This is a genomic window from Brevundimonas sp. (genome assembly GCF_029946145.1).
Classification (GTDB): Bacteria; Pseudomonadota; Alphaproteobacteria; order Caulobacterales; family Caulobacteraceae; genus Brevundimonas.
On sequence record NZ_JAQSDY010000027.1, the window covers coordinates 106967 to 124475 of the forward strand.

The window sequence follows — 17509 nt, forward strand, 5'->3', positions numbered from 1 at the left end:
GTTCGGGGGGATGCCGCGGCGCACACTCCCTTCCTGTCGTCATCCCGGCGAAGGCCGGGACCCGGCGGCGCGCGAGAGCGCGAACCTGTCGCGGACACATCTGGTCGCTCCACCGAGCGTGAACAGGTCGCCTTCGGCGCCGCTGGGTCCCGGCCTTCGCCGGGATGACGACAGCATTTTTTCTGCACCCCCCAAAAACCGCTCAACCCCAACGAATCCAGACCCTTCCCCGCCCCCTCCCCCCCCTCCAGCCTCGCACGCCCCGAACCGCCCGTATGATTCCCGGTCAAAACGGAGACCGCACAGATGCCCGACGGATCACACACCGCCCCGCCCGCCCCCCTCCCGGCGCCGGACCCCTTTCCGCCCACGCTCCGGAACTGGCGCGAGGACGGCCGCGGCCGCCGCACCGCCCCCGACGAAGTCTGGACCGCCGCGCGCGACGACTATCTGGCCGGGATGTCCGCGCCCGAGGTCTGCGCTCGCCACGACGTCCGGCTCAGCACCCTGCGCCAGCGCGCCGTGCGAGAGGGCTGGCGTCGCGTCGACCAGCCCTGGTCGCCCCGCAACCGGCTGGATCCCGACGACGAGGGCGTCGAGCTGGAAGCGCGGATCGGCGGCGACCTGGACAAGGTCGAGCTGCGCGAACTGTCCTGGGTGGCCGCCCGCCGGATGATGCGCGCCGTGCTGCGCGGCGACGCGACCGACGCCCTGCGCTGGCGCCGGGTGCGCGAGGCCATGGACGCCGAAGACGCCGAGATGGACCGGCTGATGGAACAGCAGGAGGCGATCTGGGCCAGCCGTCGCGGGCACGCTGCCGATGTGAACCGGGGAGACGCTGTAGACGCTGTAGACGCTGTAGACGGTGTAGACGGTGTGGACGGTGTTTTTCCCAGACCCCGCCCTTCTTGCGGGAGAAGGCGGCTCGCGAAGCGGGACGGATGAGGGGTCGCGCGGGCGGTCCGGCCCCTCGTCCGGCCCTGCGGGCCACCTTCTCCCGCGAGGGGAGACGGCTATATGGACCCCATGACCCCTTCCTTCCCCGGCTTCGCCCCCGCCGACCTGGCCTTCCTGTCCGGCCTCGCCGCCCGCAACGAGCGCGACTGGTTCATCGCCCACCGGGCCGCATACGACGCGGTGCTGAAACCCGCCCTGGCCGCCCTGATCGCCGACGCCTCGACCGCCTGCGCCGCGCGCGGCCTGCCGCTGGGCGGGGACCCGACCCGGAGCCAGTTCCGCATCCACCGCGACGTCCGCTTCTCGAAGAACAAGGCGCCGTACAAGACCCATCTCTCGGCCGTCCTGACCCGCGACGGGCTGAGGATGTCGCCCGGCATGGCCTATATCCATATCGAGCCCGAGGGCGGGTCGCGGGTCACGGCCGACAGCTTCGACTATGACTCGATCGACCCGCTGGATCCCTCGACCCATCCCGCCGCCCGGCTGGCGGCGGAATCGTCATCCTCCGACTTGATCGGGGGACCCGCCGCCGGGTGGGCGGGCATCCCCGACGTCGAGGACGCCCACGGCCGCGGCCCCTATGTCTCGGCCGGCTTCTTCCTCTACGACCGGCGCAACAGCGAACGCGTCCGCCGCGCCATCGTCGCCGACCCCGCCGCCTGGCTGGCCGTCGAGAAACATCTGGCGTCGAAGGGCCTGCGCCTCGCCCCCGGCCTCGCCGTCAAACGCATGCCCAAGGGCTATGAGGACCACGCCGGCGGCCCGCTGGAAGGGGCGCTGAAACGCACCCAGTGGTACGCCCGCCGCCCCCTGACGGGCGCCGAGATCGGCAGCCCCGCCCTGCCGGAAACCCTCGCCGGCTTCATTCAGGACATGGTCCCCCTGCTGCATTTCGGATGGGGGGCGCTGGACAAGGTCTGACAGACGTGGGCGCCCGCGCTTCGTGAACGAACACCTGCCTCCGTTCACGAACGCACGCCGCCCGAAGCCGCAATCCTGATGGCGAGGCCCCCGGGCCCGTCTCACGGTCGGTCCATCGAAACGGCCCGGTCGTCGGGCCCCCTGAAGGACCCGCCCCATGATCGCCCTCGCCGCCGCCCTGCTGCTCCTGACCACCCCCGCCGCCAACCAGACCGGCCCCGCCGAATCCAGCCTGGTCCTGACCTTCGAAACCGGCGCCCGGACCGGCTCGGTCATGGTCGCCCTCTATGACTCCGGGACCGCCTACGACGGCGGCCCCGCCGTCGCCCGCATGGCCATCCCCGCCTCGGGCCCCGTGGTCGCCCGGTTCGAGAACCTCCCCGCCGGCGACTACGCCGTGAAGGCCTTCCACGACGTCAACGGCGACGGCCAGCTGAACACCAACCCCTTCGGCCTGCCCACCGAGCCCTACGCCTTCTCCAACAACGCCGTCGGCAACATGGGCCCCGCCCGCTGGGACGCCGCCCGCTTCCCCGTCTCGGGCGAAACCGCCCAGACCATCACCATCCGCTAGGGGGCCCGGCCATGATCGCGTCCCGCCGCCACTTCCTGATGGGCGCCGCCGCCCTCTCCGCCGCCGTGGTCACGCCCGAAACCGTCCGCGCCATGGCCGCCCTGCAGGCCTCCGCCGACTGGGCCCTGGCCACCGCCGACCTCGAGACCGACGTCGCCCCCCGGGCCATGCGCCTCGTCCACGGCCGCGCCCCCGCCGGCCTGACCGGGACCCTGTTCCGCAACGGCCCGGCGAAGTTCCGCCGCCCGGGCGGCTCGGCCACCCACTGGTTCGACGGAGACGGGCTGATGCGGGCCTTCCGCGTCAACGACGGCCAGGTCACCCTCGACGCCCGCTTCGCCGACACGCCCAAGCGCCGCTGGGAGACCGAGCTCGACGCCGTGGTCACCCCCGGCTTCGGCACCGTCGGCGACGCCCGCGCCCGCGTCGGCTCCACCGATGACGTCAACTCGGCCAACACCGCCGTCATGCTGGCCGGCGACGAGGTCTGGGCCCTGTGGGAAGGCGGCTCGCCCATGGCGATGAGCGCGTCGGACCTGTCGACCAGGCGCTTCGTCACCCTGCGCGACGACCTCAAGGGCATGCCCTTCCAGGCCCACCCGCGCTACGACCCCGACGGCACGATCTGGAACATCGGCCTGGACGCCGACAAGGCCATAATCTGGCGCCTCAACGCCGACCGCAGCCTGCATACGGCCCAGGTGCTGGACCTGCCCCGCGCCAGCTACATGCATGACTTCACCGCCACGGCCCGCCACCTGATCCTGGTGCTCCAGCCCTGGGTCTTCGACCGCCCGCGCATGCCCTATGCGAGCCGCTTCCAGTGGAAGCCCGAGCTGGGCACGCAGATCATGGTCGTGGACAAGGCCGACCTGTCGCGCCGCCGGATCTTCGAGCTCCCGGCCTTCAGCTATTTCCACCTCGGCGACGCCTGGGAGGACGCCTCGGGCACGATCCGCTTCGACGTGGCGGCGGGCAAGGACGTCGCCTTCGCCCTCGACGGCGCCCGGGTGCTGGTCGAACAGCGCGGCTCCGTCCCCGGCGAGCACGCGGTGCTGAAACTGGTCACCCTGCACGCCGACGGCCGCGCCGAACTGGCGACCAGCGGGATCACCGCCGAGTTCCCGAAAAGCGATCCCCGCCGCGCCGGCCTGCCCCGCCGCCTGACCGTCCACGTCGCCGGCGAGCGGCCCGACCGCCCGCTGCCGACAGGCCTCGCCACCTGGGACTGGGACAGCGGGACTTCGGATTATTTCAACTTCGGCGACACCCAGATCGTGGAAGAGGCCGTCATCGTGCCCCGTGGTCCCGACGAGACCGACGCCTGGCTGATCGCACCCTCCATCAACCTGCGAGAAGGCGTCACCGAGCTCCATGCCTTCAACGCCGCCCGCGTCGCAGACGGCCCGGTCGCCACCTGGCGCGCCGACCTAGCGCTGCCCGCCGGCTTCCACGGCATCTGGGCGGGGTAGGAAATGGCCTCAAGCAGCGCTAAGCGCGGTAGGGCCAAAGGGTTGGTCAGTACCAGCCGGCCTCGCGCAGGGCCCTGGCGTACCGCCGGCTCACGGGCGCCTCCAGCCCGCCTTCCAGCGTCAGGGTCGCCCGGCCGTCGCCCCGGCTCACCCCGCGCAAGGCGTCCCTGGCCACCCACCAGCTGCGGTGCGTCTGCGCGCCCTCCAGCCCTTCAAGCTCGGTCAGGGCGTCGGACAGCCGCATCAGGATCAGGTCGGATCCCCGGTCGGTGTGGATGCGCAGATAATGATCTTCGGACTGGACAGCCCGGATGACCGAGCCCCTCAGCTTGAACGGCAGCCGATCGAGGAACCGGGCCGGCTTCCCGCCCGCCGCGGCCGCATGGGTCTGCACCGGCGACCGCGCCATGAAGACGTTCAGCGCGCTCAGCGTCCCGGTCACCACCAGCACGGGCCCGATGAAGTCCGGCAGCCGCGCCAGCGTCACCGACCGGTCGTCGTCGAAGAACCAGCCCGTAACGGCCCACACCATGACCACCAGGGGCCCCGACATGACCAGCGTCAGGGCCACGACCGCCAGCAACGGCCGCCGATCCATGTCGACATGCCGCTCGATCAGCAGGGAGCACAGATGCCCCCATGACGCGCCGAGCAGCATGAGCGGCAGCCAGTATCCCAGCCGGAACAGCAGCGACGTCCCGCTCATGCCGAACGCCTCGGTCAGGGCCAGCAGCACGCCGGCGGCCAGCGCCATGGCCAGGCCGCGCAGCAACCCGCGATCCACGGAAAAGCGCACGACATCGGCCCTGGTCTCGCTCACGCTCATGCTGGACGGCCTCCTTGCGACGTGGTCTGTCGATCCGCCCTTGAGACCACGAAACGGACCCGGAATGAAGCGCGCATCGCTGTTCTCCGCCGCCCTGATGCTGGCGGCCCCACCCGCCCTCGCGGCCGATCTGACGTTGGCCCTGTCGACCCGGGCGACCGGGGGGCGGATCGCCATCGCCATCTACCGCGACGCCGACGCCATGCGCCGTGGCGAGGGCGCGGTGCGCACCGCCCTGATCCCCCGCACCGGCCGGATCACCATGACAACGCTCAGCGGACTGGCGCCCGGCCGCTACGCCGTCGCCGTCTTCCACGATACGGACGGGAACGGTCGCCTCAGCACCTGGCCGATCGGCTTGCCGAAGGAAGCCTACGGCTTTTCCCGCAACGCCCGCAGCCGTTTCGGGCCGCCCGCCTTCGACGCCGCCGCCTTCGACCTTCCGGCCGCGGGCTCCCGCCAGGAGATCAGCCTGCGCTAGGCAAACACACCGCCCGGAAACCGGCCGCCGCGAACCGCACCATATAGTCGCAGGCGCTCTCCAGATCGCCCGACCGGCACAGGCCGCCCGACAGCCGGTCCAGCCGTCCGGTCTCACCCAGCGTCAGGGTCAGGGCCCCGGACAGGTTGTGATAGGCCCAGTACAGGTCCACCTCGCGCGCCTCGGGCATGATCACCTTGACCAGCTCGATCAGTCGCCGGATCGCCGGATCGAAATAGCGGGCCATGGTCTCGCCGCCGAAGGTCGGGTTGGCGTTGGTCTGGGCCACCAGGGCGGAATAGTGCTTCCACCCCGGCCCGCCCTTCAGCGACCATTGGAACGGCGGCCGCAGGAAGGCTTCCAGCAACCCCTCCAGAGTCATTCCATCGGGTCCGGCCTCGCGGGCGTAGCGGTTGATCGCGTCGACCCGCTCGTTGTTCCAGACCTCGGCCCGGCGAAGGAAGACCGCGTCGAACAGCCCCCGCTTGGCGCCGAAATAATAGTGGACCAGCGCGGTATCGACCCCCGCCTCGCGCGCCACCTCGCGGATGGTCACGCCATAGAAGCCGTGTTTGGAGAACAGGTCCTCGGACGCGTCCAGGATCAGGTCGCGCGTATCGGCCGAACCGGCCGTCTTGGCCTTCGGGGGACGTCCGCGTTTTGCGGTCGGGGCATCAAGCTTGGTCATGACGGTGAAGCTAGGCCCCAATCCCCCGCCTGTGCAACGGCGCCACAGGTCGGCGAGTCGGTGACGCCAGGGAAGCTGCGCCGTTTGACAGACCTCGCAAAACGGTTACGTTCCGCGAAAATCATTGAACGCTGAATAAAAGCGTCTCGGCTGGAAATCACAGGATTGGGGCTACTCATGAATCGCTACGTTAAGACCGCCTTGCTGGCCGGGGCCGCCTGGAGCGCGCTTTCGACCTTCGCCATGGCCCAGGACGCCGGTCCGCAGGAGGGAGCTTCCTCGGTGGACGACGTCATCGTCACCGCGCGCCGTCGCGACGAACTGCTCAAGGATGTGCCGATCGCGGTCTCGGTCATCGGCGAGGAGCGGCTCGAGCAGACCGGCGCGTCCGACATCACCGCCCTGCAGCAGCAGACCCCGAACGCGACCGTACAGGTCGCCCGCGGCTCCAACTCCACCCTGATCTCCTTCATCCGCGGCGTCGGCCAGCAGGACCCGCTGTGGGGCTTCGAGCCGGGCGTGGGCCTGTATGTCGATGACGTCTACGTCGCCCGCCCGCAGGGCGCCGTACTGGACATCTACGACGTCCAGCGCATCGAGGTGCTGCGCGGTCCGCAAGGCTCGCTCTACGGACGCAACACGGTCGGCGGCGCGGTCAAATATGTCACCAACCGCCTGTCGAGCGATCCGGAACTGACACTGCGCGGCGCCTACGGCAGCTACAACCAGATCGACCTGATGGCCTCCGGCAGCGTTCCGCTGGCCGACAATTTCCGCGTCGGCGGCGCCATCGCCTCCTATCAGCGCGACGGCTACGGCACGAACATCAACACCGGCGCCGAACACTACAACAAGGACGTCCTCGCCGGCCGCCTCAGCGCCGAGTGGGAGCCGCGCGACGACATGTCGATCCGCCTGGCCTATGACCGCGTCCAGGACGACTCCAACCCCCGCCACGGTCACCGCGAAGTGGCCGGCGCCACCCCGGCCGGCGCCGTCCTGCCCAGCGTCTATGACACCAACGCCGGCATCGGCGACGACAACTCGGTGATGAACCAGGGCGCCTCGGCGACCGTCCAGCTGGACCTCAACGACAACTGGACCTTCAAGTCGATCACGGCCTGGCGCGAAGGCGACACCGACACTGTCATCGACTTCGACAACACGCCGACGCCGACGCTGGATATTCCGGCCTACTATGCCGACGACCAGCTGACGCAGGAGTTCCAGTTCCTGTTCGACTACGACCGGATGCAGGGCGTGCTGGGCTTCTTCTACCTGGACGGCCACGCCGAGGGCGCCTTCGACACGATCCTGGGCGGCGCGGGCATCGTCATCGGCACGGGTGGCGCGGTCGACACCGAGAGCTGGGCCGGCTTCGCCGACATCAACCTCGACCTGACCGATCGCCTGCACCTGGGCCTCGGCGCCCGCTACACGCTGGACAACAAGCGTGGGACGGTGTTCCGCGCCAACTATCTCGGCGCCACCAACAGCCCGCTGCTGGGCGGTACGGCGCGGCCGCCGCTGCTGGTCCGCACCAACTATACGAACGAGAAGGACTTCAGCCAGTTCACGCCGCGCGTCGCCCTGTCCTACGACCTGAGCGACGATGTCACGACCTATGTCTCGTTCTCGCAGGGCTTCAAGTCGGGCGGCTTCGACATGCGGGGCGATGCGATCTTCACGCCTGACACCGTCAACGGCTATGATCCGGAAACCGTCGACTCCTGGGAGATCGGTCTGAAGGGCGCCCTCGACCGTCTGACGTTCGCCGCCTCCGTCTTCCACAATGAATACCAGGACCAGCAGGTCACCACCCAGGTGCCCGCGATCGGCGGCATCGCCAGCTTCGTCGACAACGTCGGGTCCTCGACCTTCTACGGCGCCGAGCTCGAAGGCCAGCTGCGTATCCTCGACAACCTGTCGGCCAGCTTCGCCATCGGCTATCTGAACTCCGATTTCGATGAGTTCCTGCGCTACAATCTCGCAACAGCCGCGTACGAGGACATTTCCGACCTGGTGGTGCTGCAGAACGCGCCGGAATGGACCGGCTACCTCGGCTTCACCTGGATCGGCGACGTGGCTGGAGGCGACCTGGCGGTGACCCCGTCGGTCAGCTATCGCGGAGACTACAGCCAGTTCGAATTCCCGAACCCCGTGCTCGATCAGCAGGCCTACACCCTGGTGGACCTGTCGATCGTCTGGACCGACCCGACCGACCGCTTCACCCTGGGCCTGTACGGCAAGAACCTGACCGACGAAGAGTACCGCGTCGGCGGTTACAACTTCGCCGGCGCGCTCTTCAACAACTCGCTGATCGGCTACTACGGTCCGCCGCAGACGGTCACGGCCTCGCTGAAGGTCACTTTCTGATCGGGAAATCCTGAAGCCTGATCGCCTCTGATCATGGGCGGCGGTTCTCCTGAGCCGCCGCCCTTTTTCTTTGGCGTGGCCACAAAGCCCCGCTACCGTTCCGCCCCACAAGAAGACCAAGTCGAGGGAAACGTCATGACCGCCACGGACGCCGCCGCGCCTGCCGTTCGGCCTGGATATCGCTTCTATGTCCTTGCGATCCTGATCCTCGTCTACATGCTGAATTTCCTGGATCGCCAGATCATCGGCATCCTCGCCGCGCCGCTGAAGGCCGAGTTCGGTATGTCCGACAGCCAGTTCGGCCTTCTGGGCGGCATCGCCTTCGCTTCGGTCTATTCGACCCTCGCCATACCCCTGGCCTGGCTGGCGGACCGCTACAGCCGCGTCTGGATCATGACCGGCGCCCTGGCGGTGTGGAGCGGGTTCACCGCCCTGTGCGGGACGGCCACGTCCTTCACCCAGCTGTTCCTGTTCCGCATGGGCGTCGGGGTGGGCGAAGCGGGCGGCGTGGCTCCGGCCTATTCCCTCGTCGCCGACTATTTCCCGCCGCATCAGCGGGCCCGGGCGCTGGCCGCCTTCGCCTTCGGCATCCCCCTGGGCACGGCCGCGGGGACGCTCGTCGGCGGCCTGCTGGCCGCGGCCTATGGCTGGCGCACGGCCTTCATCGCCGTCGGCCTGCTCGGCGTGGTGCTGGCGCCGATCCTTCTGTTCACCGTCCGCAATCCCGCGCGGGGCGGGACCGATACGGCCAAGACCGAGGCCGAACTGGCGGTCATCGCCGCGGCGCCGGTGGTCGGATCGGGCAAGGCGGGCGCGATCGCCGCCCTCATCATGCTGGGAATCGGCGCGGGCGCCCTGACCCTCGCGGCCCTGATCCGTTTCGCCGGCCTGACGCTGGGCAATCCGCTGGTGTTCGCCTTCGGCGGCCTGCTGGCCATGGTCATCGGCATCTCCCTGACGATCGCCCGCCGCACCGCCTCGGCGGTCATTCCCAAGCCCAGCTTCTGGCTGCTGGCGCTGGGCGCGGCCTCGTCGTCGGTGTGCGGCTACGGCGTCGCCGGCTGGCTGCCGCTGTTCTTCATGCGCAGCTTCGGCCTGACCCTGTCGCAGACCAGTTGGTACTACGCCGGCATCGCCCTGATCGGCGGCACCCTGGGAATCTGGCTGGGCGGCGCCATCGCCGACAAGCTGTCGAAGCGCGGCAAGGGCGCCTATCCTCTGACCCCCGCCATCGCCTTCCTGATCTCGGCGCCGATGTTCATCCTGGCGATGAATTCGCCCTGGCTGATCGGCCTCGTCATCCCCGGCGGCGGCACCAACGCCCAGCAGCTGATCCTGGCCTTCCTGATCTTCCTGATCCCGACAGGCCTGAACCTGGCCTGGCTGGGTCCGATCACGGCTTCGGTCCAGCATCTGGTTCCCGCGCCGATGCGATCAACGGCCTCGGCCCTGTTCCTGCTGATCAACAACCTGCTGGGGATCGCCGTCGGCTTCTATTATTTCGGCTGGATGAGCGACCTTCTGGCGCCGCGTTTTGGCGAGGAGAGCCTGCGCTGGGCCATCTACACCGGCATGGGCTTCTACCTGCTGGCGGCGGTCCTGCTGATCGGGGCTTCGCGGACGCTGAAGCGGGACTGGGTGGACTGATCGCGGGGTGACGGTTGCGCCTGCGAAGGCGCAGCCCCTATAAGCGCCGCAACTCCTCCCAGCAGTCCGGCGGCGCCTCCCCATGAACATCCACGAATACCAGGCCAAACAGGTCCTGAAGGGCTTTGGCGCACCGGTCGCCGAAGGCGTCGCGATCACGTCGGCCGATCAGGCCGAGGCCGCCGCGCGCCAGCTGCCCGGCCCGCTCTACGTCGTGAAGTCGCAGATCCACGCCGGCGGCCGCGGCAAGGGCAAGTTCAAGGAACTGGGCCCCGACGCCAAGGGCGGCGTGCGTCTGGCCCGCTCGATCGAAGAGGTCGTGGCCAATGCCAGGGAGATGCTGGGCAACACCCTGGTGACCGCCCAGACCGGCGACGCCGGCAAACAGGTCAACCGCCTGTACATCGAGGACGGCGCCGACATCGACCGCGAACTGTACTGCTCGCTGCTGGTCGACCGCGCGCACGGCCGCATCGCCTTCGTCGTCTCGACCGAGGGCGGCATGGACATCGAGGCGGTTGCCCATGACACGCCCGAGAAGATCCAGACCATCGTCATCGACCCGGCCGCCGGCGTGACCGCCGACGACGTGGCGAAAATCAACGCCGCCTTCAAACTGGACGGCGCGGCGGCCGAGGACGGCAAGAGCCTGTTCCCGATCCTCTACAAGGCCTTCGTCGACACCGACATGGCCATGCTGGAGGTCAATCCGCTGATCGTCATGACCGACGGCCATCTGCGGGTGCTGGACGCCAAGGTCAGCTTCGACGGCAACGCCCTGTTCCGCCACGAGGACATCAAGGCGCTGCGCGACGAGACCGAGGAAGACGCCAAGGAGATCGAGGCCTCCAAGTGGGACCTCGCCTATATCTCGCTGGACGGCAACATCGGCTGCATGGTCAACGGCGCCGGCCTGGCCATGGCGACGATGGACATCATCAAGCTGTACGGCGCCGAGCCCGCCAACTTCTGCGACGTCGGCGGCGGCGCCGGCAAGGAGAAGGTCGCCGCGGCCTTCAAGATCATCACCGCCGACCCGGCCGTGCAGGGCATTCTGGTCAACATCTTCGGCGGGATCATGAAGTGCGACGTCATCGCCGAAGGCGTGGTCGCGGCCGTGAAGGAAGTGGGCCTGAAGGTGCCGCTGGTCGTCCGCCTGGAAGGCACCAACGCCGAGCTGGGCAAGAAAATCCTCAAGGAGTCGGGCCTCGACATCACCCCCGCCGACGACCTCGACGACGCCGCCCAGAAGATCGTCGCGGCGGTCGGCTGATGCGGATTGCCGTGCTTGCACTTGCCGGTCTGGGCTTCACCGCGATCCCTTTCGATCATGCGGCGGCCCAGTCGCAGGTCCAGCGTCTGCGGGACGCTTGCATCACGACGGAAATGAACCGCGAGTCCTTCCAGGGCGCTTTTGCGGATAGCGGCTTCGAGCCTCTGATACCTGTCGTCGGACATGGGCAGCCGATTCCGTCTGACTGGATGAGCGGCTATGAGGACAACGGCGTGCAAATCGTCATGGAGGGTACCCCCCCTTCATCGGACGCGACCGATTGCGCTGTGCTGAACCCTCGGCCTGCGGGCGAATGGCGAACCGAGGTCGAGCATCTCGCCCAAGAGCTTCACATGTCGCCCGTAGCCTCCGAACACATGCCCAACGTCCTGGAATCCCGATCCTGGGCTGCGGCGGGAGAGCGGCCTCTGTCGCTCCATTACGAAGTCTATCGCGAGGCGGTGATCGTCAGATTCGCGAAACCCTCGGCCAACAGCCAATAATTCTCTCCGGAAATCCAGAATGTCCATCCTCGTCGACCGCAACACCAGGATCATCGTCCAGGGCCTGACCGGCAAGACCGGCGGTTTCCACACCGAACAGGCGCTGGCCTATCACGGCACCAGGATGGTCGGCGGCGTGCACCCGACCAAGGGCGGCCAGACCTGGACCGGCTCGCACGGCGAGACCCTGCCGATCTACGCCTCGGTCGCCGAAGCGCGCGACGCGACCGGCGCCGACGCCTCGGTGATCTACGTCCCGCCGGCGGGCGCCGCCGACGCCATCATCGAGGCCATCGAGGCCGAAATCCCCTTCATCACCTGCATCACCGAGGGCATTCCGGTGCTGGACATGGTGCGGGTCAAGCGCCGCCTCGAGGAGTCGAAGTCCCGCCTGCTGGGCCCCAACTGCCCCGGCATCCTGACGCCGGACGAGTGCAAGATCGGCATCATGCCGGGCTCCATCTTCAAGAAGGGCAATGTCGGCATCGTTTCGCGTTCCGGCACCCTGACCTATGAGGCGGTGTTCCAGACCACCAACGAGGGCCTCGGCCAGACCACGGCCGTCGGCATCGGCGGCGATCCGGTCAAGGGCACCGAATTCATCGACGTGCTGGAGCTGTTCCTGGCCGACCCCGAGACGCAGTCCATCGTCATGATCGGCGAAATCGGCGGCGGCGCCGAGGAGGACGCGGCCCAGTTCCTGATCGACGAGGCGAAGAAGGGCCGCAGCAAGCCGATGGTCGGCTTCATCGCCGGCCGCACCGCCCCCAAGGGCCGCACCATGGGCCACGCCGGGGCCGTCGTCTCGGGCGGCAAGGGCGACGCCGAGTCCAAGATCGCGGCCATGGAGGCGGCGGGCATCCGCGTTTCGCCCTCGCCCGCGCGCCTGGGAACGACCCTCGTCGAGGTCCTCAAGGGCTGAATTCATGTCCCGGCGCCGGGACACGAGACGTACGAATTTCACCCGAATTGCGCGAATTTCGACCCTTTCGCCCCCATTCGGTCATGACCCATAAGGAAACAGCGCCTATATCAGCGGCGCCGGTTCGCGCAGGCGCGCGCGCACCGATCCAAGGGACGTGACGATACCATGGCGGACGATGCCGGTCGGCTGAACCAGGTCTTTGCCGAGACCAGCTTCCTGTATGGCTCGAACGCCTCGTTCATCGAGGACCTGCACGGCAAATGGGCCGCCGATCCGGCGTCCGTTTCCGCCGAGTGGCGCGCCTTCTTCGACCAGCTGCGGGACAATGCCGACACCGTGCGCGCCTCGGGCGCCGCCGGGTCGTGGGGCCGTTCGGTCGCCGAGGAGCCGACCGAGGCGACCGGCGTGTTCGACGGCCGCTGGCCCGAGAAACCTCTTGGGCCGAAGCCGGACCCGAAAAAGCCCGGGGCCGCCCCGGCCGCCGCTCCGGTTGCAGCCCCCGCGCCGGCCATTTCCGCCGAGGCCGTCCGCGCCGCCGCCCATGATTCGATCCGCGCCCTGATGCTGATCCGCAGCTACCGCGTGCGCGGTCACCTGCAGGCCACGCTGGATCCGCTGGGCATCGAACAGGCCACCAACAACCCGGAGCTGACGCCCGAATTCTACGGTTTCAGCGAGGCCGACCTGGATCGCCCCATCTATCTCGACGGCGTGCTGGGCCTTCAGACCGGCAGCATCCGCGAGGTGATGGCCATTCTGAAGCGCACCTACTGCGGCCATATCGGCATCCAGTTCATGCACATCGCCGAGCCGGAGGAGAAATCCTGGCTGCAGGCGCGCTTCGAGGGCCCGGACAAGTTCGAGAAGAACGCCTTCACCAGGGAAGGCAAGCTGGCCATCCTGAACAAGCTGATCGAGGCCGAAGGCTTCGAGCGCTTCCTGCACAAACGCTTCCCCGGCACCAAGCGGTTCGGTCTGGACGGCGGCGAGGCCATGGTCCCGGCGCTGGAGCAGATCATCAAGCGCGGCGGCGCCCTGGGCGTCGACGAGGTCGTCTTCGGCATGGCCCACCGCGGCCGCCTGAACACGCTCGCCGCCGTGATGGGCAAGCCCTATCGCGCCATCTTCCACGAGTTCCAGGGGGGCTCGACCGTCCCGTCGGACATCGAAGGATCGGGCGACGTCAAATACCACATGGGGGCCTCGTCGGACCGCGCGTTCGACGGCAACACCGTCCACCTGTCCCTGACCGCCAACCCGTCGCACCTCGAGATCGTCAATCCGGTGGTGCTGGGCAAGGCGCGGGCGAAACAGGCCTTCGACATCCGCGAGGCCAATGCGGCCAGGGCCGGCGACCCGGCCGAGCAGCAGGCGCTGGACCGCGCCAGGGTCATGCCGCTGCTGATCCACGGCGACGCCGCCTTCGCCGGCCAGGGCGTGGTGGCCGAATGCTTCGCCCTGATGGGGCTGAAGGGCTACCGCACCGGCGGGACGATGCATTTCGTCGTCAACAACCAGATCGGCTTCACCACCAGCCCGCGCAACAGCCGATCCTCGCCCTATCCGTCGGACGTGGCCCTGATGGTCCAGGCGCCGATCTTCCACGTCAACGGCGACGATCCGGAAGCCGTGGTCTTCGCCGCCAAGGTGGCGACCGAGTTCCGGCAGAAATTCCACAAGGACGTGGTGGTGGACATGTTCTGCTACCGCCGCTTCGGCCACAACGAGGGCGACGATCCGACCTTCACCCAGCCGCTGATGTATTCGAAGATCCGCGCCCTGCCGTCGACGCGCGAGATCTACGCCGAGCGACTGATCAAGGAAGGCGTCATCACCCAGGCCGAGGTCGACGCGGAGGTGACCCGGTTCGAGGCCTTCCTCGACGCCGAGTTCGACGCCGGCAAGGCGTTCGAGGCGAAAAAGGCCGACTGGATGGACGGTCAGTGGCAGGGCATCGGCCTGCCCGAGGGCGACGAGCGCCGCGGCGAGACCTCGGTCCCGGCGGCCAAACTGGCCGATCTGGGCCACCGCCTGACCACCATCCCCAACGACGTCGACATGCACAAGACGCTGAAGCGCGTCATGGACGGACGGCGCGAGATGATCACCTCGGGCCAGAACATCGACTGGGCCACGGCCGAAAGCCTGGCCTTCGGCTCGCTGCTGGACGAAGGCTTCCCGGTCCGCCTGTCAGGCCAGGACTCGGTGCGCGGCACCTTCTCCCAGCGCCATTCGGGCATCGTCGACCAGACCACCGAGGCCCGCTATGTCCCGCTCAACAATCTGCGCGAGGGCCAGGCCGAGTTCGAGGTCATCGATTCGGCCCTGTCGGAAGAGGCGGTGCTGGGCTTCGAATACGGCTACGCCCTGACCGACCCCAACACCCTGGTCATGTGGGAGGCCCAGTTCGGCGACTTCGTGAACGGGGCCCAGGTGGTGATCGACCAGTTCATCACCTCGGGCGAGCGCAAATGGCTGCGCATGTGCGGCCTGACCATGCTGCTGCCGCACGGCTACGAGGGTCAGGGACCGGAACACTCCTCGGCCCGTCTCGAACGCTTCCTGCAGCAGTGCGCCGAGGACAATATCCAGGTCGCCAACTGCTCGACCCCGGCCAACTATTTCCACATCCTGCGCCGCCAGATGCACCGGCCGTTCCGCAAGCCGCTGATCATCATGACGCCCAAGAGCCTGTTGCGGCACAAGAAGGCGGTCTCGACCATCGCCGACATGGCCGAGGGCAGCTCGTTCCACCGCATCCTGCACGACGACGCCCAGACGCGGCCCGAAGTCGCCGGGATCACGATCAAGGCGGACAAGGACATCCGCCGCGTCGTCCTGTGCTCGGGCAAGGTCTATTACGACCTGCTGGAGCGGCGCGAGCGCGACCAGATCGACGACATCTATCTGATGCGGATGGAGCAGTTCTATCCGTGGCCGATGAAGTCGCTGATGACGGAACTGGCCCGCTTCCCGACCGCTGATCTGGTCTGGTGCCAGGAAGAGCCCAAGAACATGGGCGGCTGGACCTTCGTCGACCCCTGGCTGGAGCTGACGCTGGACAAGCTGGACGTGAAGGCCAGGCGGGCCCGCTACGTCGGTCGCCCGGCCTCGGCCTCGACCGCCGCGGGCCTGATGAGCCGGCACCTGAAAGAACTCGACGCCTTCCTGACCGACGCCTTCGCCTGACCCCGTCCCGGACAGCGGCCGCGCCGTTTCCGGGATGACAACTGCAACGACCGACACGAAAGCCTGACCGACATGGCCGACATCCTGACCCCCGCCCTCGGCGAATCCGTCACCGAAGCCACCATCGGCAAGTGGACGAAGAAGGCCGGCGACCCGGTGAAAAAGGACGAGGTCCTGGTCGAGCTCGAGACCGACAAGGTCTCGCTCGAAGTCGTCTCGCCCGCCGACGGCGTCCTGTCCGAGATCAAGACCCCTGACGGCGAGACCGTGACCCCCGGCGCCGTGCTGGGCGTGGTCACCGAAGGCGCGGCCGCCGCGCCGTCCGCCGAAGCGCCCAAGGCTGAGGCGAAAGCCGCCCCCGCGCCGAAGGCGGAAGCCGCTCCGACTCCGGCCCCGGCCCCTGCCCCTGCCCCTGCGGCCGCGCCTGCGCCCGCCGCGGCTTCGGGCGGCTCCGTCGCCATCATGACCCCGACCATGGGCGAGAGCGTTGCCGAGGGCACGATGGGAACCTGGCTGAAGAAGTCGGGCGACACCGTCGCCAAGGACGAGATGCTGGTCGAGATCGAGACCGACAAGGTCGCGGTCGAGGTGTCCGCCCCCGCCGCCGGCGTTCTGACCATCGTCGCCGAGGCCGGCTCGACGGTCACGCCCGGCCAGCAGATCGGCTCGATCGCCGCCTCCGGTGAAGGCGCGGCGCCCGCCGTCGCCGCGCCGGCTCCGGCCGCCGCCAGCCCGGCCAGGGCCGCGCCCGGGGACGCCCCGCACCTGTCGCCCGCCGTGCAGCGCGTCGTGACCGAGAACAACCTCGACCCGAAGGCGCTGGCCGCCACGGGTCCGAAGGGCAACATCACCAAGGCCGACGCGATCGCCGCCATCGGCGCCGCCGTCCCGGCCCCGGCCGCCGCGGCTCCGGCGGCCCCCGCCGCGCCGCGCGCCGACCAGCCGCGCGAGGAGCGGGTCAAGATGACCCGCCTGCGCCAGACCATCGCCCGCCGCCTGAAGGAATCCCAGAACACCGCCGCCCAGCTGACCACCTTCAACGAGGTGGACATGACCAACGTCATGGCCCTGCGGACCCAGTACAAGGACGCGTTCGAAAAGCGCCACGGCGTCAAGCTGGGCTTCATGAGCTTCTTCACCAAGGCCATCGTCGCGGCCCTGAAGGAGATCCCGGCGGTCAACGCCGAGATCGACGGCACGGACATCATCTACAAGAACCACTATGACATCGGCGTCGCCGTCGGCACCGAGAAGGGGCTGGTCGTGCCGGTCCTGCGCGACGCCGACCAGCTGTCGCTCGCGGGCATCGAAAAGGGCATCGCGGCCCTCGGCAAGGCGGCCCGCGACGGCGACCTGACCCTGGACCAGTTGCAGGGCGGCACCTTCACCATCACCAACGGCGGCACCTACGGCTCGCTGATGTCGACGCCGATCCTGAACGCGCCGCAGTCGGGCATCCTGGGCATGCACAACATCGTCCAGCGCCCGATGGCGGTGGACGGCCAGGTGGTGATCCGGCCGATGATGTACCTGGCCCTGAGCTATGATCACCGCATCGTCGACGGCAAGGAAGCCGTGACCTTCCTCGTCCGCGTCAAGGACCTGCTGGAAGACCCGGCCCGGGCGTTGCTGGACCTGTGATCGTTGAGCGGCGGGCGATTTCATAGTATCTAC

14 protein-coding genes are annotated in these 17509 nt (G+C 68.5%); 12 read left to right on the plus strand and 2 right to left on the minus strand.

Translation table 11 applies throughout. From position 1 onward, the window contains the following. Positions 1-306: 306 nt before the first annotated feature. The 4 genes from PSV23_RS12615 to PSV23_RS12630 all read left to right on the plus strand — a co-directional run bounded on the left by PSV23_RS12615 (position 307) and on the right by PSV23_RS12630 (position 3927). A complete protein-coding gene (locus PSV23_RS12615) occupies positions 307-945 on the plus strand; it encodes a hypothetical protein (RefSeq protein WP_300469487.1) in 639 nt (212 codons plus the stop codon). Between the two features lie 81 nt (positions 946-1026). Beyond that, positions 1027-1881 (plus strand): DUF2461 domain-containing protein, encoded by an 855-nt coding sequence (locus PSV23_RS12620; protein WP_300469490.1) that lies wholly within the window; start codon positions 1027-1029, stop codon positions 1879-1881. A gap of 157 nt (positions 1882-2038) precedes the next feature. After that, positions 2039-2455: a DUF2141 domain-containing protein gene (locus PSV23_RS12625; RefSeq protein WP_300469492.1), complete on the plus strand. Its 417-nt coding sequence runs from the start codon at positions 2039-2041 to the stop codon at positions 2453-2455. A gap of 11 nt (positions 2456-2466) precedes the next feature. Continuing rightward, complete coding sequence (locus tag PSV23_RS12630; RefSeq protein ID WP_300469494.1) at positions 2467-3927, plus strand: carotenoid oxygenase family protein; 1461 nt, start codon at positions 2467-2469, stop codon at positions 3925-3927. 46 nt (positions 3928-3973) lie between these two features. On the opposite strand, the gene PSV23_RS12635 is transcribed toward PSV23_RS12630, so the two are convergent. Beyond that, positions 3974-4753 (minus strand): LytTR family DNA-binding domain-containing protein, encoded by a 780-nt coding sequence (locus PSV23_RS12635; protein WP_300469496.1) that lies wholly within the window; start codon positions 4751-4753, stop codon positions 3974-3976. Between the two features lie 64 nt (positions 4754-4817). Between PSV23_RS12635 and PSV23_RS12640 the strand changes: the two genes are divergently transcribed. Continuing rightward, the gene (locus tag PSV23_RS12640; RefSeq protein ID WP_300469498.1) at positions 4818-5234 is read left to right on the plus strand and encodes a DUF2141 domain-containing protein; all 417 of its coding nucleotides are present in this window, start codon (positions 4818-4820) and stop codon (positions 5232-5234) included. Here PSV23_RS12640 and PSV23_RS12645 read toward each other — a convergent pair. Next, entirely contained in the window at positions 5221-5922 is a 702-nt protein-coding gene (locus tag PSV23_RS12645; protein ID WP_300469501.1) for a TetR/AcrR family transcriptional regulator, read from the minus strand. The two genes, PSV23_RS12640 and PSV23_RS12645, sit on opposite strands and share 14 nt — an antisense overlap. A 177-nt stretch (positions 5923-6099) precedes the next feature. Between PSV23_RS12645 and PSV23_RS12650 the strand changes: the two genes are divergently transcribed. The 7 genes from PSV23_RS12650 to odhB all read left to right on the plus strand — a co-directional run bounded on the left by PSV23_RS12650 (position 6100) and on the right by odhB (position 17476). After that, positions 6100-8298 (plus strand): TonB-dependent receptor, encoded by a 2199-nt coding sequence (locus PSV23_RS12650; protein WP_300469503.1) that lies wholly within the window; start codon positions 6100-6102, stop codon positions 8296-8298. Between the two features lie 135 nt (positions 8299-8433). Beyond that, a complete protein-coding gene (locus tag PSV23_RS12655) occupies positions 8434-9945 on the plus strand; it encodes an MFS transporter (protein WP_300469505.1) in 1512 nt (503 codons plus the stop codon). An 82-nt stretch (positions 9946-10027) separates the two neighbouring features. Beyond that, a complete protein-coding gene (sucC, locus tag PSV23_RS12660) occupies positions 10028-11218 on the plus strand; it encodes an ADP-forming succinate--CoA ligase subunit beta (RefSeq protein WP_300469507.1) in 1191 nt (396 codons plus the stop codon). Beyond that, complete coding sequence (locus PSV23_RS12665) at positions 11218-11721, plus strand: hypothetical protein (RefSeq protein WP_300469509.1); 504 nt, start codon at positions 11218-11220, stop codon at positions 11719-11721. Before sucC ends, PSV23_RS12665 begins: the two co-directional genes overlap by 1 nt. A 19-nt stretch (positions 11722-11740) precedes the next feature. Continuing rightward, positions 11741-12643, plus strand: coding sequence for a succinate--CoA ligase subunit alpha (gene sucD / locus PSV23_RS12670; RefSeq protein WP_300469512.1), 903 nt, complete (start codon positions 11741-11743; stop codon positions 12641-12643). Between the two features lie 168 nt (positions 12644-12811). Then, on the plus strand, positions 12812-15835 hold the full coding sequence (locus PSV23_RS12675; RefSeq protein WP_300469514.1) for a 2-oxoglutarate dehydrogenase E1 component: 3024 nt from the start codon (positions 12812-12814) through the stop codon (positions 15833-15835). A gap of 72 nt (positions 15836-15907) precedes the next feature. Further along, positions 15908-17476, plus strand: a complete 1569-nt coding sequence (gene odhB / locus PSV23_RS12685; RefSeq protein WP_366524243.1) for a 2-oxoglutarate dehydrogenase complex dihydrolipoyllysine-residue succinyltransferase — start codon at positions 15908-15910, stop codon at positions 17474-17476. Positions 17477-17509 lie beyond the last annotated feature (33 nt).

Bases quoted from the DNA above. Each gene is read 5' to 3' on its own strand.
- PSV23_RS12625 (WP_300469492.1), top strand. From the start codon at position 2,039: ATGATCGCCCTCGCCGCCGCCCTGCTGCTCCTGACCACCCCCGCCGCC.
- PSV23_RS12640 (WP_300469498.1), top strand. From the start codon at position 4,818: ATGAAGCGCGCATCGCTGTTCTCCGCCGCCCTGATGCTGGCGGCCCCA.
- PSV23_RS12665 (WP_300469509.1), top strand. From the start codon at position 11,218: ATGCGGATTGCCGTGCTTGCACTTGCCGGTCTGGGCTTCACCGCGATC.
- PSV23_RS12650 (WP_300469503.1), top strand. From the start codon at position 6,100: ATGAATCGCTACGTTAAGACCGCCTTGCTGGCCGGGGCCGCCTGGAGC.
- PSV23_RS12655 (WP_300469505.1), top strand. From the start codon at position 8,434: ATGACCGCCACGGACGCCGCCGCGCCTGCCGTTCGGCCTGGATATCGC.
- odhB (WP_366524243.1), top strand. From the start codon at position 15,908: ATGGCCGACATCCTGACCCCCGCCCTCGGCGAATCCGTCACCGAAGCC.
- sucC (WP_300469507.1), top strand. From the start codon at position 10,028: ATGAACATCCACGAATACCAGGCCAAACAGGTCCTGAAGGGCTTTGGC.
- PSV23_RS12675 (WP_300469514.1), top strand. From the start codon at position 12,812: ATGGCGGACGATGCCGGTCGGCTGAACCAGGTCTTTGCCGAGACCAGC.
- PSV23_RS12635 (WP_300469496.1), bottom strand. From the start codon at position 4,753: ATGAGCGTGAGCGAGACCAGGGCCGATGTCGTGCGCTTTTCCGTGGAT.
- PSV23_RS12645 (WP_300469501.1), bottom strand. From the start codon at position 5,922: ATGACCAAGCTTGATGCCCCGACCGCAAAACGCGGACGTCCCCCGAAG.
- sucD (WP_300469512.1), top strand. From the start codon at position 11,741: ATGTCCATCCTCGTCGACCGCAACACCAGGATCATCGTCCAGGGCCTG.
- PSV23_RS12630 (WP_300469494.1), top strand. From the start codon at position 2,467: ATGATCGCGTCCCGCCGCCACTTCCTGATGGGCGCCGCCGCCCTCTCC.
- PSV23_RS12620 (WP_300469490.1), top strand. From the start codon at position 1,027: ATGACCCCTTCCTTCCCCGGCTTCGCCCCCGCCGACCTGGCCTTCCTG.
- PSV23_RS12615 (WP_300469487.1), top strand. From the start codon at position 307: ATGCCCGACGGATCACACACCGCCCCGCCCGCCCCCCTCCCGGCGCCG.